This window comes from Prosthecobacter sp., from assembly GCF_044378005.1.
GTDB lineage: Bacteria > Verrucomicrobiota > Verrucomicrobiia > Verrucomicrobiales > Verrucomicrobiaceae > Prosthecobacter.
Map to the genome: position 1 here is coordinate 1 of NZ_JBILYB010000118.1, position 18902 is coordinate 18902.

Consider the following 18902-nt stretch of genomic DNA (forward strand, 5'->3'; position numbering starts at 1 on the left):
AAACGTTGGGCCTGCTCAAGCACAAGGCGCGACAAGCTTGCCCTTCACTTCCTCTCCCTCATTCAATTCGCCTCCATCATCGACTGGCTCAGATACGGTTGTTGAGGGTTTTCAAACACCGCCTAGGCTCCGCGCCACTGATCAGGGGGAGATCTTCCAGTTTGATGCCTGCCAAAGTCTGCTCTGAAGATGGCTTCACCTCACTGACTTCATGGCGGGTGTCAGATTCGATGGTTCGCTCCTGCGAGCTGGGATTCACCTGATCCGATCCATGACTCTCCACCGTTTTGAGGGTGTCGGATTCATCGGAAGCGGGTGATGTGGGAATGTCTGACATTGATCTTAGTATTGCACCTGAACTGCTGGGTTCAACAAGCACGAACCTTGCCCAGACTTAGTCCCTCGCTAGATTGCCACCATGCTCCCTTGGCTGAATCACGAATCCTTCCCGCTCTACCTGGCCCCCATGGCCGGGGTCACGGATGTCGTGTTTCGCACCATCTGCAAAGAACTGGGCGCCGATGTCATGGTCACGGAGTTTGTTTCCGCCGAGGGCATCCTCCAGCGCGACGACCGCACGCGGCACTACACCGACTTCGATGATTCGCAGCGTCCGCTCGGCGTGCAGCTCTTCGGCTCGGATGGCGAACGCATGGGCGAGGCGGCGCGCAAGATCATCGACTGGAAGCAACCCGACTTCATCGACATCAACTTCGGCTGCCCCGTCAACAAAGTCGTCTCCAAAAACGGCGGCTCCTCCCTCCTGCGGAACTGCCCCCTCCTCGCCAGCGTCGCCACAGGCATCGTCAAAGCCGTGTCCATCCCCGTCACCGCCAAGATGCGCATCGGCTGGGATGCACAGAGCATCAATGCCGTCGAAGTCGCCAGAATCCTCGAAGACTGCGGCATCCAGGCCATCTCCGTGCATGGGCGCACCAAAGCGCAGGGTTACAGCGGCCATGCCGACTGGGAGGTCATTGCGCAGGTCGCCGACGCGGTGAAAATTCCCATCATCGGCAATGGCGACCTCAGTTCCGGTGCCGATGTCGAAGTGCGGCGCGCGCAGACCAACGTCCGTGGAGTCATGATCGGCCGCGCAGCCATGACCAATCCCTGGGTCTTCCGTGAAGCGAAGCACTACCTGCTCACCGGCCAGCATCTGCCGTCCGCCACCGTGGAGCAGCGCTTTGATCTCATGCGCCGTCATTGCACCATGGCCATGGCACGCAGCACACGCGGCGGCGAGTTTGAAGTCATGCGCTCCATGCGCACGCGGCTCATGAACTACACCAAGAGCCTGCCAGGTGGCAAATTCCTGCGCAGCAGGTTCAGCCACATCTCCAGCCTCATGGAGCTGGAGGACATCATGGCCGAGTTCCTCGTGCGCCAGGACACCCTGGCCTACGAAAACATCGCCGAGGATGCCAGGTAGTTGGGCGAAGGTGATCCGTCACGGGAATCATCTGTACTAGGCCCGACACGCACGGCGAACAAAACTCGAGACAGCCCGCGCTCCCTGCCCGGCGGGGGGCGGCTATCTGATGTGCCACTTCACGAGATGCCACGCGCGGCGCGTTTGAACTCGACTTCGTTGCCGCAGGCTCCGATGGCTTCGGCTTCGGAGATGAGGCCGGCTTCGTAGGCGCGGACGATGTTCGTGAGGAAGGTGCAGCAGTTGGGGTCGTTGCCGCGCTGCATGTAGTTGCGGATGTTGTCGATGTCCTGCTTGGCGATCCATTGCTTCACGGCACCGCCGTTTTCGAGATACTCGACGAGAAGGTGCATGGCTCCGTCGGTGCGGGGGAGGAGCTTTTGACAAAGGGCGCCGATGAGCTGCTGGGAGAGAAGGTGGAGGCCGAGGGCGGACTGCTCGGGCGGGAAGAGATGGGCGAGGCGGTCCACGGCATCGACAGCGCTGTCGCTGTGGATGGAGGCGAGCACGAGGTGGCCGGTCTCGCTGGCCTGGAGGGTGGTGAGGGCGGTCTCGAGATCGCGGATCTCGCCGACCATGATGACGTCGGGGGCCTGACGCATGGCGGCACGGACGCCACGGGCGTAGGTGGCGGTGTCACGCCCGACTTCACGCTGGGTGAACATGCTGGACTTATTCGGATACATGAACTCGATGGGGTCCTCAATGGTGACGATGTGGCGGGCGCAGGTTTCATTCATCCACTGGAGGAGTCCGGCCATGGTGGTGCTTTTTCCCATGCCGGTGGGGCCGGTGATGAGGATGAGGCCGCGTGATTTCATGGCCCATTTGGTGAGGAGCCAGTCGGGCACGCCGAGATTGCCGAGCACGGGGAGATCGGTGCGGATGCGGCGCATGACGACGCCGAGTCGGCCGATGGCTTTGTGGAGATTGACGCGGTAGCGGGTGTGGCTGGTGGAGACGAGTCCGGAGTCTTTGTCTGTCTCGCCATCGGGGCTGGCACCGCAGGCCTGCCAGAGGCCGACCATTTGATTGAGCAGCATGGGCTCGTCACCGAAGAGCATGAGCTGTCCGTTGATCTTCATGCGAGGGATCTCACCCTCCATCAGGAAGACATCGCTGGCTTTGTGTTCGTCGGCGGCATTGAGAATATCATCGAGGGAGAGCGGCATGGAGCGCGGATGAAAGCGGGAGCGCGGAGATTTGTCGAGGGTGATCTTGAGATTGATCACGGGGGGATGGCGCGGAAGAGCAGTTTCCCTTTGCCACGGGGCGCGGGCTTCTTTAAACAAGACCCCACATGGAAACTCAACCTTCTCCTTTCCGTATCGGCGTGGCCGGTGTCGGAGCCATCGGCAAGAATCACGCCCGTATCATGGCCGAGATCGCGGCGAAGAGCGGCGGGGCGATCACGTTTGCAGCGGTGTATGATGCTGATCCGGCGAGAGCGGCGGAGTTTGCCGCGCAGTATGGTACGCAGGCGGCGAGTGATGTGACGGACTTTGCCTCACGAGTGGATGCGGCGACGGTGGCGGTGCCGACGATCTACCATCGCCCCATCGCGGAGCCGCTGATGAATGCCGGTGTGCATGTGCTGGTGGAGAAACCGATCTCGGAGAGCTATGCGGAGGCGCAGGCGATGATCGCTCTGGCGCAGGAAAAGAACGTGATTCTCCAGGTGGGGCACATCGAGCGCTTCAACCCGGTTTTGCGTCAGCTCGAAGAGCGGATGAACCAGCCGCGCTTCATTGAGGCGCACCGGCTTTCGCCTTTCCCGAACCGCAGCATGGACATCGGCGTGGTGCTGGACGTGATGATCCACGACATCGAGATCGTGCTGCACCTCGTGAAGAGCCCGCTGGTGCAGATCGACGCCGTGGGGATCAATGTGCTGACGAACCGCGAGGACATCGCCAACGCGCGTTTGAAGTTCGCCAACGGCTGCATCGCCAACATCACCGCGAGCCGCATCAGCCCCGAGAAGATGCGGAAGATCCGCGTCTTCCAGCAGGACAGCTATCTGAGCCTCGACTACCAGGAGCAGAGCGGCTGGATCTACCGGAAGGACGGGATGCAGATCATCCGCGAGGCGGTGGAGGTGGAGAAAGACGAGCCACTGAAGCTGGAGATCGCCGCCTTTGTCGAGTGCGCCCGACTTGGCAAACGTCCTGTCGTCACCGGCCAGGAAGGTGCCGAGGCAGTGCGCATCGCCCTAGAGATCACGGATCAGATCGAGAAGAACGCCGCGCTGGCGGGATGAAGGCCGAGCCGTTGACGGTGGTTTACGGTTGTTGACTGTTTTTTACAGTGGCTTGGAGAACAACCGTCAACCATCGTCAACCACTGTAAACAACCGTCAACCTCCCTCATGCATCTCCACCTCATCGCCGGCGAAATCAGCGGGGACACCCATGCCGCTGGGCTGATCCGCGAGCTGCTGGCGATGTGGCCGGAGGTGAAATTCACGGGACTCGGCGGTCGCCAGATGCGTGAGGCCGCAGGGCAGGGGATCGAGGACTGGGTGGAGAAGGCGGGGGTGGTGGGCCTGTGGGAGGTGCTAAAGATGTACTCCTATTTCAAAGGCAAGATGACTGCTTCTGTGGAGCAGATTTTGCGCGAGCGGCCCGATGCGGTGGTGCTCGTGGACTACCCAGGATTCAATCTCCGGCTGGCGAAGGCGCTGCGCCTGGGCGGCTACACAGGGAAGCTGATTTATTACATCAGCCCACAGGTCTGGGCCTGGAAGAAAGGGCGCGTGAAGACGATGGCGAAGGTGCTGGACCTCATGATCTGCATCTTCCCCTTCGAGAAGGAGTTTTATGAAAAGAGCGGTCTGCCGACGGTCTTCGGCGGGCACCCGATGGTGGATCGCGTGCATACGCTGCATCGGGACTGGAAGCGGGAGACGGGCCTCGTGGGTTGGTTCCCCGGCAGTCGGCTGAACGAGGTGAAGCGTCTCTTCCCCGTGATGCTCCAGGCCTCGCTGGCGATCCGGCTCCAGGTACCGACGGCGCGTTTTGCCGTCTCGGCGGCGAATGAGCAGCTCGCCCAGACGATGCGTGAGATGGCTGATGCCGCCGGCTTGCCGGAGGCGAAAGGCTGGATCGAGGTGGGCACGGTCTATGATCTGATGCAGCGCTGCCAGACGGGCGCGGTGGCCAGTGGCACCGCCACGCTGGAGGCGGCCTGCTTTGGCCTGCCGTATGCGCTGGTCTATCAGGTGAATGCCCTGACGTATGTCGCGGCGAAGCTGGTGGTGAAGATCGAGAAGATCGGCATCGTGAACATCCTGGCGAAGCGGGATGTGGTGCGGGAACTCGTCCAAACGGAACTGACGGGAGACACGCTCGGGGCGGAAATGGTGAGCCTGCTGACGGATCACGAACGTCGCGCCAGCCTGGAGCGGGACCTCGCCGAAGTGGTGGCGATGTTAGGTGAGGGAGGGGCCTACCGGCGCGCGGCAGTTGAGGTGGGGCGGCAAGTCGGCTTGTGATGGTCAGTTTATAGAAATTATAATAAAACTTGATGATTTAGGCTGGTTGGGCGAAAATTTGCCCTGACTATGCTCCTTTTCCGTTCATCGACGATCCGTTCCCTTGCCGCAGGAGTGCTCCTCCTGGCAGGCAGCGTGAGCGCTTTGCGGGCGGACATGATCAGCGACTGGAATGAGTATGCGCTGACTGCTGCGCGCAATTCCGACCAGCTCTCCCCCGAGGTCGCCCGCAGCATGGCGATGCTGAATACGGCGATCTACAACGCCGTCGAGGGCATCGCCGGGAACTACAATCTCTACACGCAGGGCAGCTACAGCGGCCCCAGCGGCACAGCGGTTAGCGGGGCTTACATAGAGGCTGCGGTCTCGGCAGCGGCCTACACCGTGCTGGCCGACCTCTACGGCAGCATGTCGGGCACCTTTTCCACCCTCTACTCGAACCAGCTCACCGCCCTGCCGGATGATCAGGCGCGGCTGGATGGCATCAACTTCGGCACGCTCGTGGCTCAGGACATCCTGAACTGGCGCGCCACAGATGGTGCCAGCGATGCCAACAATGCAGGCATCTACAACCCCGTGGGCAGTGCGGGTTACTGGGCTCCGACTTCGGTGAATGATGCGGTCATCCCAGGCTGGGGCAGCGTGAACACTTTCGCCATCTCTGGCACGACGGCGTTCAATGGCACGCTCGGGATGTCAAACCCCGACTACATGGCCACGGGTGCCTACGCGGCGGACTACAATGCGGTAAAAACTCTCGGCTCCAGCGCGAACCCCGGTGGCGCACGCACCACTGAGCAAACCGAGGCCGCCCTTTTCTGGGAAGGTGCCACAGGCACGACGACGAATGTTGGCCTCTGGAATCAGGTGGCGGCAGGGATTGTCAGTTCGCAGTCGCTCTCATTGGAGCAAAGTGCCCGCCTCTACGCCGCGCTGAATGTCACGCTCGCAGATGCCAGCATCGTCCTCATGGACACGAAGTATGAGACGGACTTCTGGAGCCCGGTGACGGCGATCGCAAATGGTGGCGCGGATGGCAACGCGGCCACCGCCCCCGATGGTGCCTGGTCTCCCCTGCTCAACTCGCCAGACATGCCCTCCTACTTCGCCGAGCAGGCCATCCTGGCGACGGCGGCCAAAGGCATCTTGGATGATTACGTCAACCCGGCGACTTACACGTTTACCCTGGGTAGCGATACGGATGGAGACGGCCTGGCCGACTTCACCTTCAACTTTAACAGTCTCAATGAAGCCGCGGATCAGGCGGCTGGCAGCGTCGTCTATGGTGGCACCAATTTCCAGAAAGCCGCTGATGACGGTGCTGCGGCAGGGGCCTTGATCGCCGATGCGGTGATGAGCAGCCAGTTCGCTGCTGTACCTGAGCCTGCTGGGGCGCTGCTCCTGGGCATCGCCGGCATCATGAGCCTTCGGCGTCGCCGCCGTTGAAGTTCACACGATTGAACTTCGAGGCTGGACACAAAGCACGGTGTCGTCTCAAATAGATGCGCGCTCGTTCACGGGCGCGATTTTCTCACACACCAAACCACCAACGAACATCGACAACATGGGCAAAATCCAATTCGGTTCCGAAGTCTATACCTGGTTCATGCAGGGCACGGGCAAGGGCTATGATAACAAACTCGATCACATGATCAAAGTGGCCTCCGAGGCCGGCTTCACAGGCATCGAGCCCATGGTGCTCGAGATCTCCCAGAGCGCACTCGGCTGCTGCAAATACTGGCTCGGTGACTTCTGCGATCCCATCAAGCTCAAGGACACCCTCCAGCAGTACAATATGAAGCTCGCCGGCTTGGCGCTCGTCTGCGCCTGGGATGGCGAGACCGAAGCTCCGAATGAGCGCGAAGCTGCTGACTTCACCATCGATCTCCTCAAGCATTTCCCCGGCTCCATGCTCGGCACGGTGACTCTTCCAAGTGGCCGCAAGAACGACCTCCAGAAGCGCCGCCTAAACATCGCCAAGAACGTCAACGCGGTCTCCCAGCGTGCTCATGATGCCGGCCTCGTCTGCTCCTACCACCCGAACAGCCCGCCAGCCTCCCTCGTCCGCACTCAGGAAGACTACGACGTCGTCCTCAGCAGCCTCGACCCGAAGGTCACCGGCTGGACGCCCGACGTGGGCCACATCATCCGCGGCGGCATGGACGTCATCGCCACGCTGAACAAGTGGCAGCACCTCGTGAACCACATCCATTACAAGGACTACTCCGGCAACGGAGCCGAGCCTTGGGCGCAGATGGGCACGGGCAAACTCGACTTCCATAAAATCACCGAATGGCTCGTCGCCCGCAATTACTCCGGCTGGATCATCTGCGAAGATGAAGCCCACATCGCCGTGGAAGATCCCGATGGCGTGACCAAGCAGAACGGCGAGTGGTGCAAGGCCAACCTGCACCCCATCGTGGCCTGATCGTAGCGCGCTGAAATTCTCTCAAACAACAAACCCTGCGGCTCATCACCGCAGGGTTTGTCGTTTTGAAGGAGAAGGGATGAACTTACTACGCACGCTTCAGCTTCCCGCTCGCCGTCAGAGGCAGTTCGGGGACAGCATTGAACATGAGTGGGATCTTGTAGCCTGCCAAATGAGCGCGCAGGTGATTGCGCAACTCCATCGCCGTCGGTGCGCCTTCAGCGCTGGCAATGTAGCGGGCCACGGGAACCTCGCCGTAGAGCGGATGCAGCCGGGCTTCCACGATGGAACGCTGCACTTTCGGATGCGAATCCAGGATGGCCTCCACCTCCTCGGGGAAGACCTTCATGCCGCCGACATTGATCAGCGTCTTCTTGCGCCCGCAGATGAAAACGCGCCCGGCAGCATCGCGCTTGCCCAGGTCGCCTGTGGCAAACCAACCCGCGTCATCGACGACCTGCGCACGCGGCAGCCAGGGATCAAGATAGGCATCAAACATGCCCGGACCGCGCAGGCAGATCTCACCGGGTTCACCCGTGGCGGGTTCCTGGCCAGCATCATCCTTCAGCAGACACTCGTAGGCAGGCAGCGGCAGGCCGATGGCTTCCGGAGCTCCCACCGCACCGGCGAGATTCAGCACGGGCAGGCCGAGTTCGATGATGCCGAGCCCCTGCACGAGATCGATGCCGAAGCGCACGCGGAATTTCTCTGCCGTGGCTGCATCCAGGGCGGCAGCAGTCGCCATAGCGAGACGAAGCGTCGTCCACTGGCTCACATCGGGGGCTTCAACGAGCTGCCGGTAATGCACCGGGCTGCCATACATGACGGTCGCTTTTTGTTCGGCACCGGCGCGGAGCAGATCTTCGCCGAGATGCGTCTCCTCAATGATCGTCGTGGCTCCGTGGTAGAGATACAGCACGATGGAAACGGCGAAGTGATGCGCCATCGGCAGCACCCAGAGGATGCGATCCCCCGGGCCGATGCGCAGGCCTTCATTCGCTGCGGTGATGCGCTGCAAAAGAGATTCGTGGGAGAGCAGCACGCCTTTGGATTTTCCCGTGGTGCCCGAGCTGAAGCGGATGAAGGCGGGATTCAGCGCCTCAAAAGCATCGCGAGGAAAGCCAGCCTCCGTCGTGGACGGCACTCGGGCGATCACCACTGGCTGTGCATTCACCTCCAGAGTGCCAACACGCGTGACATTTGCAGGCAGCCAGGCCGCAGCAGATTCGATGACGAGCACCAGATCCAGCGCCGTGCGCGTCAGCAGTTCACGCTTTTCCTCTTCAGCCAGCTCATCGGGGATCGGCACGAAGCAGGCTCCCGCAGCCAGAGTCGCAAGCGCGAGCGGCACATAGTCGAGGCAGCTCGGGAAATGCACCCCGATGCGCAGCCGATCCACACGCCCCGGCTCAGCGACGAGATGTGGGCGGATCACCGCCGCGATGGCATCGCAGCGCTCGAACAACTCACGATAAGACAACGAACGATCTTTTTGCACCAGCGCAGTGGCCTCAGGCTGCGCACGCTCACGGATGGCCTCAACAATGCTGAACATAGACACAGATCAGAAACCCCAGGAAAGACCGATGGTGACGCCGAGCGAATTCACACCCGGATTGGGATCCGTGGCACCGCCGTTCGACAGATGCTGAAACATCGTGCCCACGCGGATCTGCGTCGTTTCATTGATCGCATGGGCGATGCCGGCATTGGCGAACCAGTTCAGCGTGAAGTCCTGCCCCTGCCCACCGACGACTCCTTGCGAATCAAGCCAGCCCGCACCACCGCCGATGCCTGCATAGACAGACCAAGTGCCCGCTGCATTCCACCATTCGATGGAAGGCGCGCCCATGAGGCCGAAGTAATGGTTCTCAGGACCCGTCTCCACCCACTGACCGAGGAGCGTGAGGCGATTGCGCACGATGACTTTCGAGCCATTGGCAAAGTCCAGCCCCAGCACTTCCGGCGAGCGCCAGGTCAGCATCACCGGCACCATGCCGTAATCGAGTGGCGTATCACCGCCCACCTTCCAAAGGTAGCCCACTTCAAAATCCACATAATGCTGGTCCCAAGGTTTCACCGTGGCGGGCAGCACATCAGTAGGGGCATCTTTGGCGGAAACGACAGCCGCGAGGGCAAGCACGCAGGCGCAGAGAGTGTGTGGTAGGAGTTTCATGCCCCGCATGAAGCCACGCTGCCCATGCTCTTGCAACCTCTGAGCCAAGCTTTCCCATCAAGTTCCCCGCCCCCGATACTCCCCCGGAGCCACGCCGACCCAGCGCCGGAAGACTCGGGAAAAGATCGCGCCATTCGCGTAGCCCACGCTTGCGGCCACGACTTCGAGTTTGTCATCACTCGCTTCGAGGAGTTGGCGGGCTCTTTCCATGCGGAGGCAGGTGAGGTGCTGCATCGGGCTGCGGCCCAGTTCTTTCAAACACAGCCGCCGCAGATGCTCGGGGCTACAATGGCAGCGATGCGCCAGCTCGGCGAGCGTCCAGTCGCGCATCAGATCCTGCTCCACGTCCGCCCACAGCCGAGCCACACGCGGCTCCTGACTCCGCCACGGCTGGGCGATGCGGCGGATCGTGGCATGAAGCAGCTCCAGCCAATGATGCAGCAGCCGCTGTTCGCGCTCGCCCTCCCACTCGGCACGCAGTCCGGCGATTAGCCGCACGATCTCATCCGCCTGAGCCGTCGGCATCACCGGCGATGCCGCCCCGACGACAGGCGTGACAAAGGGCGGCTCCTCGTAGCGAATCCAGGCGAAGCACCAGCGCTCCTTGCCCGTGGCATAAAAGGCATTCAGGACACGCGGCGGAGCCAGACAGACCATGCCGGGCTTCACCCGCAGCCACTTCCCGTCCAGCAGGATCTCGCCCGAACCACTCACGCAGGCCAAAACAAAGCTCCCTTCCGGCTTCATCCGCACCCGTCGGTAAGGCGGCAGCGCCTCATCCATCCCCAGCCGCGCGATGCGGTGCTTCCCCATCTCCGCACAAGCCGCCGCCTCCACCACCCAGCGCCGCGTCTTCGGGCCGTCGAGGGTGGTTTCTTGGAGGTCAGTATTCAAAATCATCGCCCCTCATTAAACCTGCCGATCCAGCTTCTGTCACGCGCAGGTGCATTTCAGGCATGACACCGTGCATGGCGGCCTGCTAGCCTGTCGCCTTCATCTCGTATTCTCCCGACCATGCGCCGACCACTCTCTCTTCTGGCTCTCTGCTCTCTGCTCTCCGCTCTCTGCCACGCCGAGCCCGTGTCTCTATTCGACGGCAAAACGCTCGACGGCTGGGATTATGATCCCGCCATGTGGCGTGTCGAGGATGGCGTCATCACCGGCGGCTCCACGACGGAGAAGATCAAAAAGAACGACTTCATCAGCACGAAGAAGTCATACATGAACTTCGAGCTGAAGCTCAAAATCAAAGTCAGCGGCGATCCGAAGACTGGCATGCTCAACAGCGGCATCCAGATCCGCTCCGTGCGCGAGGGCAGCGCCATGAGCGGCTATCAGGTGGATTGCGGCGCGGGCTGGTTCGGCAAGATCTACGACGAGCATCGCCGCAACAAGGTCATCTGGGCACCCACGCCTGAGCAGCAGGCCGCACTCGACAAGGCCATCGACGTCTTCGGCTGGAACGAATACCGCATCCGCGCCGAAGGCCCGCGCATCCAGACCTGGATCAACGGCGTCCACTGCATGGACTACACCGAGACCGACCCGAACATCGCCCTCGACGGCCACATCGCCCCGCAGGTCCACAGCGGCGGCGTTTGCCTCGTGCAGGTCAAAGAGGTCACGATTGAAGAACTGCCCGCGACGCCCGGTGCGCCCACTTGGCAGAGCATCGGCGGCATCGAAGGCATGAAGGCCAAACTGCCGCCGAAACCGCAGGCGGATGCCGCGAAGCCAAAGCGCGACATCAGCTACAACGATGTCCAAGGCACCTCCAAAACCGCCGAAGAGCAGCAAAAGCTCTTCCACCTGCCCGAAGGCTACGAAATCGAGCTCGTCGTGCAGGAGAGCGAAGGCCTCGGCAAATTCGTCAGCGTTTATTTCGATCAACGCGGCCGCCTGTGGACGCAGACCGCGCTGGAGTATCCTGTCGATTCAAATGAAAACCCCGCTGCCGCTGAGGCCGTGTATGCGGGCAAGGGCAAGGACAAGGTGCTCGTCTATCCGCGGGAGTCTTTGAACGCGAAGATTCCCGCGGGTGGACTCACAAACGGAACCGTCTTCGCCGACGGCCTCGCCATTCCGCTCGGCATCCTGCCTTGGGGCGCGGGCGATACCTGCTACGTCCAGCATGGCCACGATTTAAAGCTCTACAAAGACACCAACGGCGACGGCAAAGCGGACACCTTTGATGTCGTGCTCACCGGCTTCGGCGTGCAGGACTCGCATTTGTTTCCGCATCAGTTCACGCGGGCACCCGGCGGCTGGATCTGGATGGCGCAGGGCCTCTTCAACAACAGCAAAGTCCACAAACCTGGCAGCGACGTCGTCGTCGATTGGCCGAAGTGCAGCATGGCCCGCATGAGGCCGGATGGCAGCGAATTTGAAGTCATCAGCACCGGCCCGAACAACATCTGGGGCCTCGTCATCACCGGCGAAGGCGAGACCTTCATCCAGGAAGCCAACGACTACGGCTACCCCGTCATGCCCTTCCACGAATACGCCTACTACCCCGGCGGCATGGAGGCATTGAAGAAGAGCTACCAGCCCGATTTCCCGCCTCAGGCCGAGTTCCGCATGGGCGGCACGGGCTTGAGCGGACTGGCGTTGATCGAAAGTGGTTCGCTCAAAGACAAAGAGGCCGCGCACACCATGGCCGTCGCCAATCCCATCACCTCCAAGATCCAAATCATCGCCATGCATCGCGACGGCGCGTATTGGAAGCTCGCCCAGCTACCCGACCTCATCACCTGCGACGATCCCTTCTTCCGCCCCGTCGCCCTCACCAACGGCCCCGACGGCTGCATTTACATCGTCGATTGGTACAACAAGATCATCTCCCACAACGAAGTGCCACGTGCGCATCCAGACCGTGACAAGACGCGGGGACGTATTTGGAGGGTAAAGCCAACCGGAGCGCGGACCTCCGAGTCCGCAGCACTTCGCCAGCACCCAACGCCGCCGAACACTCCGAACGAGGTCGCTTCATCAAAAGTAGGCGTTGCCAGCGCTCTACCCGCTGCGGACTCGGAGGTCCGCGCTCCTCAAGCCATTCCAGACTACACCAAGCTCAGCACCGAGGAACTCGTCGCGATGCTTGGCACAGAGCCTGTGGCTAAGGCGCATCTCGCGTGGCAAACGCTGAACGACCGACATGAACAGGTCGATCCTGCACTTCTCAAATCCATTCAACTAAACAAGCAGGCGGGTTCAGCTCGGCGGATACAAAGCTTATGGGCTGCTCATCGACCATTCGAACCCAATCGATTAGACTATGAGACTTTCAAGGTAGTAGGCAAAGATCCGGATCCATTGATTCGCCAGGCGCTAGTCCCACTATTTGAATTGTCGTCACACGAACTCGCCGATGAGTTTCAAGACATTGTCATGGATCAACACAGTGGTCCTCGTCGTGTCCTTGCCCAGACTTTGGGAGAGCGTTTCACGATTGGAAATGACCAGGCATATAAAGCTCTCTCGACACTCCTCGCCTTCGCCAGACCCAGCCTCCCCAACGGCCCCACCATCGCCTCCTCTCGCGGTGCCAAGCAGCTCCCCGTGCGTGAGGCCTACGACCGCGAGTTCGAGCGCTTCCTCGTCCGCATGTTCCTGGAGCGTCATCCCGACCTCGTCGCGAAGTTCCTCGACTCCGAAGCCGCCGCGAAGCTACCCGTGGAGGCCCGCGTGCTCGCCTCGCTCGCGTTGGAGCCGAAAGCCAGCGCCTCCCGCGTCGCCAAACTGCTCCCGCAGCTCGACCGCGCCCCGAATGACGAAGAACTCCTCCGCCTCGCCCAGTTCCCCGCCGAAGCCGGTGTCGGCGAGGCTCTCCAAGCCCTCCTCACGAACGAAAAATCCCGCGCCGCCGTCGCTGAGAAGCTGCTCACCCAGCGCACGAAGCTTGATGCGAAGCAGATCGCGCCGCTGCTGACGGAAACCGCGAAGACGATGCTTCAAAAGTCGCCAGCGCTCGCTTTCCAGCTCATCAGCAGCTTCCAGCTCACGAGCTTGGAGAGCGATCTCGTCGCCTTGGCAAGGAGCGGGACTGGCCCAGTCCCGGCGGGAGTTGGCAACTCCCGCTCCTTGATCCTCACCACCCTCCGCGACCTCCGCAGCGCCGAAGCCGATCTCTTTGCCTCCCTCGCGAAATCCGATCCCGATCCTCTCACACGCGATGCCGCGCTCGAAGCCCTCGCCGCTTCACGCTCGCCGGATGCCGCCACGAAGCTCCTCGCGCTCTATCCTTCACTTCAACCGCCGCAGCGCCGCAGCGCCCTGAACGCGCTCTCCAGCAGCAAAGCCGGCGCGAAGACCATCGTCACCGCCTTGCTCGACAAAACACTCCCCCAAGCCGACCTCGACGGCCCCACCGTCGAGCGACTCGCCACCGTGCTCGGCGATGATCCCGCCATCACGAATCTCCAGCAGCAGCTCGGCGGCATCTTCCGCGAGGTCTTGCTGCTCGACGGCCAGGACACCGCGTGGGTCGATTCCAAGATCACGCTCGACGGCCCCTTCACCGTCGAGGCCTGGGTGCGGCTCGCGCCCGGCATCAGCAATGAAGACAGCCTCCTCGGTATGAAGGGCGGCGTGGACATGAACTTCTTCGGCGGAAAATTCCGAGTCTATGCCGGCTCCGAGCTGCACGATGTCTGCGTGGCCACCAAACCCATGACACCCGATCTCTGGACCCACCTCGCCATCACCCGCGATGCCCAAGGCCTCATCCGCATCTACCAAAACGGCGAACTCGACGCCACCGGCACCAAGCCCGCGCCCGCGAAATGGGAAAACTGCCAGATCGCCTGGAGTGGCCCCAAAAAAGGCACCGAAGGCGCGATGATGGAGTTTCGGGTGTGGAAGGTGGCGCGGAGCGCTCAGGAGATTCGGAACGGCTTTGATAGGTCATATAGGCCGGATAAGACCTATACGACCTATCTCAAAGCCGGTGAAAAACTCGGCAAAGGTGCCCGCATCGCCAAAACCATCGATACCCCGCCGCTGCTCACCGAAGAAGCCGCGAAGGCCCTCGACACCAAATTCGCCAAATTCACCGCCTTGGCCCCGAAAGGCAATGCAGCGAACGGAAAAGCCCTCAGCGCCCTCTGCATGGCCTGCCATCAGATCGGCAGTGCGGGCGGTCAAATCGGCCCCAACCTCTCCGGCGCGGGCGCGATGGGTCTGGAGGCCGTGTTGCGCAACATCCTCACGCCCAACGCCGCGATGGAGCCCGGCTACCGCATCTACCGCGTCGAAATGAAACACGGCGACCTCATCGACGCCTTCTTCGTCAGCGAAGACAAAGACGCCGTCGTCATCCGCCAAGCCGGCCTCCCCGACCGCCGCGTCCCCAAAGCCGACATCCGCAGCACCAAATTCATCCGGCGTTCGCTGATGCCAGAAGGATTGCTCGATGCACTGCCGGAGCAAAGCGTGGCCGACTTGCTGGCCTACCTGATGACGCTGAAGGGTTAGCCCCAAGGAGAGGCACTTGCCAAGTGCCACATCAAGGAGCCGCACTTGCCAAGTGCGCTTTCCAAACCGGGACTTGGCAAGTCCCGCTCCTTGCTTTGACGCGCTCCTTGTTTAGCCTTGCCAGATGAAGTTCTTCAATCCCTTCGAAGACATCCGTGTCACGAGGAACAACCTGCCGCACTGGCAGCAGCCGGGAGCAGCTTACTTCATCACCTTTCGCATGGCGGATTCGTTGCCGGCCGACATGCTGCACGATCTAGAACAGGAACGTGATCGCTGGCTTCACCTTCACCCGCAACCATGGTCACCAGAGGTCGAAGCGGAATATCACAGACTCTTCTCCGCCCGCATCGACCAATGGCTGGATGATGGGCACGGCTCTTGTGTCCTGCGTCAGCCGGAACTTCGCGAGGCCGTTGTCGAATCGCTCACCTACTTCGACCAGCAGCGGTATGAACTGCTCTCGTATGTGATAATGCCGAACCACGTTCATGTGCTCATGATACTGCATCCAGAATGGCTGCTCGAAAAGGTGCTCTTCACCTGGAAACGACGCACGGCGGGTGTGATTCATGAGAAACTCGGGCTTCAAGGCCAGTTCTGGCAGCACGACTACTTTGATCGCCTCATTCGAGATGGCGATCATTTGCGTAACGTTGTTCGATACATCCGGCGGAATCCCGTGAAGGCACATCTCAAGCCGGTTGAGTTCACGCTTTGGGAGAGTGATCTCGCGAAGGCGGTGCAGTGACAAGGAGAGGCACTTGCTAAGTGCCAAATCAAGGAGCCGCACTTGCCAAGTGCGCTCATCAAAAACAGGGACTTGGCAAGTCCCGCTCCTTGAATGTGCAGGCTCCTTGGAATAAACCCACCCATGTCTTCCCAAACGCCCGAAACCTCCCCCAAGCCTCTCGCGCCAGCCGACTTGGAGATCAAAGACGCCCAGCTCATCTTCAACCATGTCTGGAAGCAGCTCGAAGCCGACTACGGTCGCGTGAATCTGCGTTTCCCAAAGGAGCTGATTCTGCTCGGCGGTGCGCCGGGCGCGGGCAAGGGCACGAACACGGACTTCATCCGCCAGGTGCGCGGCATTGATGCGCAGCCCATCGTCGTCAGCGCTTTGCTCGACACACCGGAGGCACGCGCCATCAAGGCACGCGGCGGCATGGTGGGGGATCGCGAGGTCGTGGGCATCCTCATGCGCAAGCTGCTGGAGCCCGAGCAGCAAAACGGCGCCATCCTCGACGGCTTCCCACGCACGAAGGTGCAGGTGGAGTGCCTCAAGATGCTCTTCGACAAGATGGTGCGCCTGCGCCGCGACTTCCTCGACACACCGGACGCCGCGCACTTCAAGCAGCCCATCTTCCACATCATGGTGCTCTTTGTCGATGAGACGGAAAGCATCGCGCGACAGCTCAAGCGCGGCCAGGAAGTGCTCGCGCACAATGCGGAGGTGCGCAGTTCCGGCCTTGGCGAGCTGTGGGAGGAGCGTGCCACTGACTTCGACCCCGCGCTGGCGCGGAATCGCTACAAGGTCTTCAAAGAGAAGACCTACGATGCGCTCGTGTCCCTGAAGGAGATCTTCCACTACCACTTCATCAATGCGCAGATGCCGCTGGAGCTGGTGCAGGAAAACATCGTCAAAGAGCTGGAGTATCAAAGCTCCCTGGAGCTCGATCCGCGTACCTTCGACCTCCTGCGCAAGCTTCCGCTCGCCAGCGAGATCATCCGCCACGCGCGGCAGGACCTCGTGCGCCGCCTGGATGCCTACAAGGTCGAGAAGACCGAGCTGATGGATGCCGTCGTCGAGTTCATCGAGTCCAAGATGATGCCGATCATCGTGCGCCACGCCATCTCCGGCCGTGCCGACATCAACACCGAGGACAAGCTCTTCCACGACCCCGAAGCCCTCGCCATCCTCATCGACATTTTCTCCGAGCGCGGCTTCCATGCCAAGACCGACCTCCACGTCATCGAAATCCCGGATCGCTTCGACCTTCAAACCGGCAAGATCGAATGCCGGAAGAAAAAAGTCTTCCGCATCGGCATCCAGTTCAAGGGTTCAGAGATTCGACGCGGCTGATCCGTCATGCCTCCGTCCCGACTCGATTTCCAGCTTCAAGCCCGTGCCAGCGGATCGCGAGCGCGTGCGGCGACGTTTAGGACGCTGCATGGGGTGATCCAGACGCCGCTCTTCATGCCCGTGGGCACGCAGGCGACGGTGAAGGCGCAGCTCCCTGAGACGCTGCATGAGTCAGGCTCACAGATCCTGCTGGCGAACACTTACCATCTGCTGTTACGCCCCGGGCCTGAGGTGTTTCGGAAGATGGGCGGCATTCATCGCTTCATGCAGTGGCCGGGATCGGTGCTCACGGACTCGGGTGGGTATCAGATTTTTTCTTTGCCGCACTCACGGTCGATGACGGAAGAAGGGGCGGTGTTTCAGAGCTACGTGGATGGTCAGCGCATCCTGCTGAGCCCGGAGCTGAGCATCCAGACGCAGATGGCCATCGGCAGTGACATCATGATGGTGCTGGATCAATGCATCCCAAGCACGGCGGATGAGGCGGCGGCGCGTGCAGCCCTGCAAGTGACGCAGCGCTGGGCGGTTCGCAGTCTCGCGGCTCGGAAGGACTCACTGCAGTCGATGTTCGCCATCGTTCAGGGCGCGTTGTATCCGCATTTGAGAAAAGAAAGCGCTGCCGGGCTGGTGGAGTTGTCGTTTGATGGATTCGCCATCGGCGGGCTGGCGGTGGGTGAGGAGAAACATCAGCGTGAAGATGTGTGTGAACTCACCGCCGCTCTGCTGCCGGAGGATCGCCCGCGCTATCTGATGGGTGTCGGCACGCCGCTGGATGTGCTGGAGGCAGTGCATCGCGGCGTGGACATGTTTGACTGCATCATCCCCACGCAGGTGGCAAAGCGTGGCTCGTGCTTCACCTCACGCGGGATCGTGGAGCTGAGGCGCAGCGTGTATAAATTCAGCGAGGACAAACTGGACCCGAACTGCTCGTGCCCCGTTTGTGCGAAGTATTCGCGGGCTTATCTGCATCATCTCACGAAGACGCAGGAGCCGCTGGGCTGGCAGCTCATGGGGCAGCATAACATCCACTTCTACCACCAGATGATGCGTGAGATCCGTGCAAGCATTTTGGAGGATCGCTTCCTGACGCTTTATCATGAGAAACGGCAGATCCTGCAGGCGGATGACATGGATCACCCCATCATGAATCCACGCCCAGCACCGCCGCCCGTGGCACGCGTGGGTGACTATGAACTGCATCTCGCGGAAGGAGAGCCTGCGTGCATCCGGCATGTCACGACGGGTGAAGTTATCCCGACATCACTCACGAATCCATCCTGGCTGGAGTCCGCGCATCTGCCGCGTCGTCTCCGTCTCCCTGATGGGGCTGATCCTGAAGAGGCGCAGCCGCTCATTGTGTGGGACATCGGTCTCGGTGCAGCGGCGGCAGCACTGGGGGCGATCCAGATTTATGAAGAGGAAGCTGGTCAGGGACCGGTGCGGCGGATGCATATCGTCAGTTTTACAGAAGACCTCTCACCGCTGCGGCTGGCTCTTGGCCAGAAGAGGCACTTTGAATATCTGCGCCATGGCGCTGCAGACACGCTGGTGCATCGCGGGGAGTGGAAGTCACGCTATCGCACAGGCTTGAGCTGGAGCCTGATGCTGGGGCCAGTGGAGGAGATGCTGAAGAAAGCGTCTGGAGTTCCAGAGGTATGGATCGAGAAATCTGAGCTCCGTGTGTCTGGTCGGCAGCCAGAGCCATCGGTTCGTTATCACCCAGAGACCCAACAAGATCAGACGCACTAAAAGCAGCGATGGCATGAACTTCAGCTTCCGAGTCGCGTAATTCTACATCCCCCGATGGCAGAAGCACCT

Annotated in this window: 14 protein-coding genes; 9 read left to right on the plus strand and 5 right to left on the minus strand. The window is 61.1% G+C overall.

Going from position 1 to position 18902, the window contains the following annotated elements:
- Positions 1-88: 88 nt before the first annotated feature.
- A complete protein-coding gene (locus tag AC6FTP_RS19220; RefSeq protein ID WP_497208529.1) occupies positions 89-337 on the minus strand; it encodes a hypothetical protein in 249 nt (82 codons plus the stop codon).
- 81 nt (positions 338-418) lie between these two features.
- Here AC6FTP_RS19220 and dusB point away from each other — a divergent pair, with 81 nt between their 5' ends.
- Complete coding sequence (dusB, locus tag AC6FTP_RS19225; protein ID WP_497208530.1) at positions 419-1432, plus strand: tRNA dihydrouridine synthase DusB; 1014 nt, start codon at positions 419-421, stop codon at positions 1430-1432.
- Between the two features lie 119 nt (positions 1433-1551).
- Here the strand turns inward: dusB and AC6FTP_RS19230 are convergent, their stop codons facing one another.
- Entirely contained in the window at positions 1552-2664 is a 1113-nt protein-coding gene (locus AC6FTP_RS19230) for a type IV pilus twitching motility protein PilT (RefSeq protein ID WP_497208531.1), read from the minus strand.
- Between the two features lie 68 nt (positions 2665-2732).
- On the opposite strand from AC6FTP_RS19230, the gene AC6FTP_RS19235 reads away from it, so the two are divergent.
- From AC6FTP_RS19235 to AC6FTP_RS19250, 4 genes are all read left to right on the plus strand, one after another.
- The gene (locus tag AC6FTP_RS19235) at positions 2733-3692 is read left to right on the plus strand and encodes a Gfo/Idh/MocA family oxidoreductase (RefSeq protein WP_497208532.1); all 960 of its coding nucleotides are present in this window, start codon (positions 2733-2735) and stop codon (positions 3690-3692) included.
- Positions 3693-3800: 108 nt separating this feature from the next.
- Entirely contained in the window at positions 3801-4925 is a 1125-nt protein-coding gene (gene lpxB / locus AC6FTP_RS19240; protein WP_497208533.1) for a lipid-A-disaccharide synthase, read from the plus strand.
- Positions 4926-4994: 69 nt separating this feature from the next.
- Complete coding sequence (locus AC6FTP_RS19245; RefSeq protein WP_497208534.1) at positions 4995-6371, plus strand: PEP-CTERM sorting domain-containing protein; 1377 nt, start codon at positions 4995-4997, stop codon at positions 6369-6371.
- A 118-nt stretch (positions 6372-6489) separates the two neighbouring features.
- Positions 6490-7353, plus strand: coding sequence for a sugar phosphate isomerase/epimerase family protein (locus AC6FTP_RS19250; RefSeq protein WP_497208535.1), 864 nt, complete (start codon positions 6490-6492; stop codon positions 7351-7353).
- A gap of 88 nt (positions 7354-7441) precedes the next feature.
- Here AC6FTP_RS19250 and AC6FTP_RS19255 read toward each other — a convergent pair whose 3' ends face one another.
- From AC6FTP_RS19255 to AC6FTP_RS19265, 3 genes are read right to left on the minus strand one after another with little or no spacing between them, the layout of a single operon-like run.
- Positions 7442-8908, minus strand: a complete 1467-nt coding sequence (locus tag AC6FTP_RS19255) for a class I adenylate-forming enzyme family protein (RefSeq protein WP_497208536.1) — start codon at positions 8906-8908, stop codon at positions 7442-7444.
- A gap of 9 nt (positions 8909-8917) precedes the next feature.
- A complete protein-coding gene (locus AC6FTP_RS19260; protein WP_497208537.1) occupies positions 8918-9529 on the minus strand; it encodes an acyloxyacyl hydrolase in 612 nt (203 codons plus the stop codon).
- Between the two features lie 57 nt (positions 9530-9586).
- Positions 9587-10423 carry an AraC family transcriptional regulator gene (locus AC6FTP_RS19265; RefSeq protein WP_497208538.1) on the minus strand — a complete coding sequence of 279 codons (837 nt, stop codon included), beginning with the start codon at positions 10421-10423 and terminating at the stop codon, positions 9587-9589.
- Between the two features lie 120 nt (positions 10424-10543).
- Between AC6FTP_RS19265 and AC6FTP_RS19270 the strand changes: the two genes are divergently transcribed.
- The 4 genes from AC6FTP_RS19270 to tgt all read left to right on the plus strand — a co-directional run bounded on the left by AC6FTP_RS19270 (position 10544) and on the right by tgt (position 18833).
- The gene (locus AC6FTP_RS19270; protein ID WP_497208539.1) at positions 10544-15001 is read left to right on the plus strand and encodes a PVC-type heme-binding CxxCH protein; all 4458 of its coding nucleotides are present in this window, start codon (positions 10544-10546) and stop codon (positions 14999-15001) included.
- Between the two features lie 124 nt (positions 15002-15125).
- A complete protein-coding gene (locus tag AC6FTP_RS19275; protein ID WP_497208540.1) occupies positions 15126-15752 on the plus strand; it encodes a transposase in 627 nt (208 codons plus the stop codon).
- A gap of 123 nt (positions 15753-15875) precedes the next feature.
- On the plus strand, positions 15876-17084 hold the full coding sequence (locus AC6FTP_RS19280) for a nucleoside/nucleotide kinase family protein (RefSeq protein WP_497208541.1): 1209 nt from the start codon (positions 15876-15878) through the stop codon (positions 17082-17084).
- 6 nt (positions 17085-17090) lie between these two features.
- On the plus strand, positions 17091-18833 hold the full coding sequence (gene tgt, locus AC6FTP_RS19285) for a tRNA guanosine(34) transglycosylase Tgt (protein ID WP_497208542.1): 1743 nt from the start codon (positions 17091-17093) through the stop codon (positions 18831-18833).
- Positions 18834-18902: the final 69 nt, after the last annotated feature.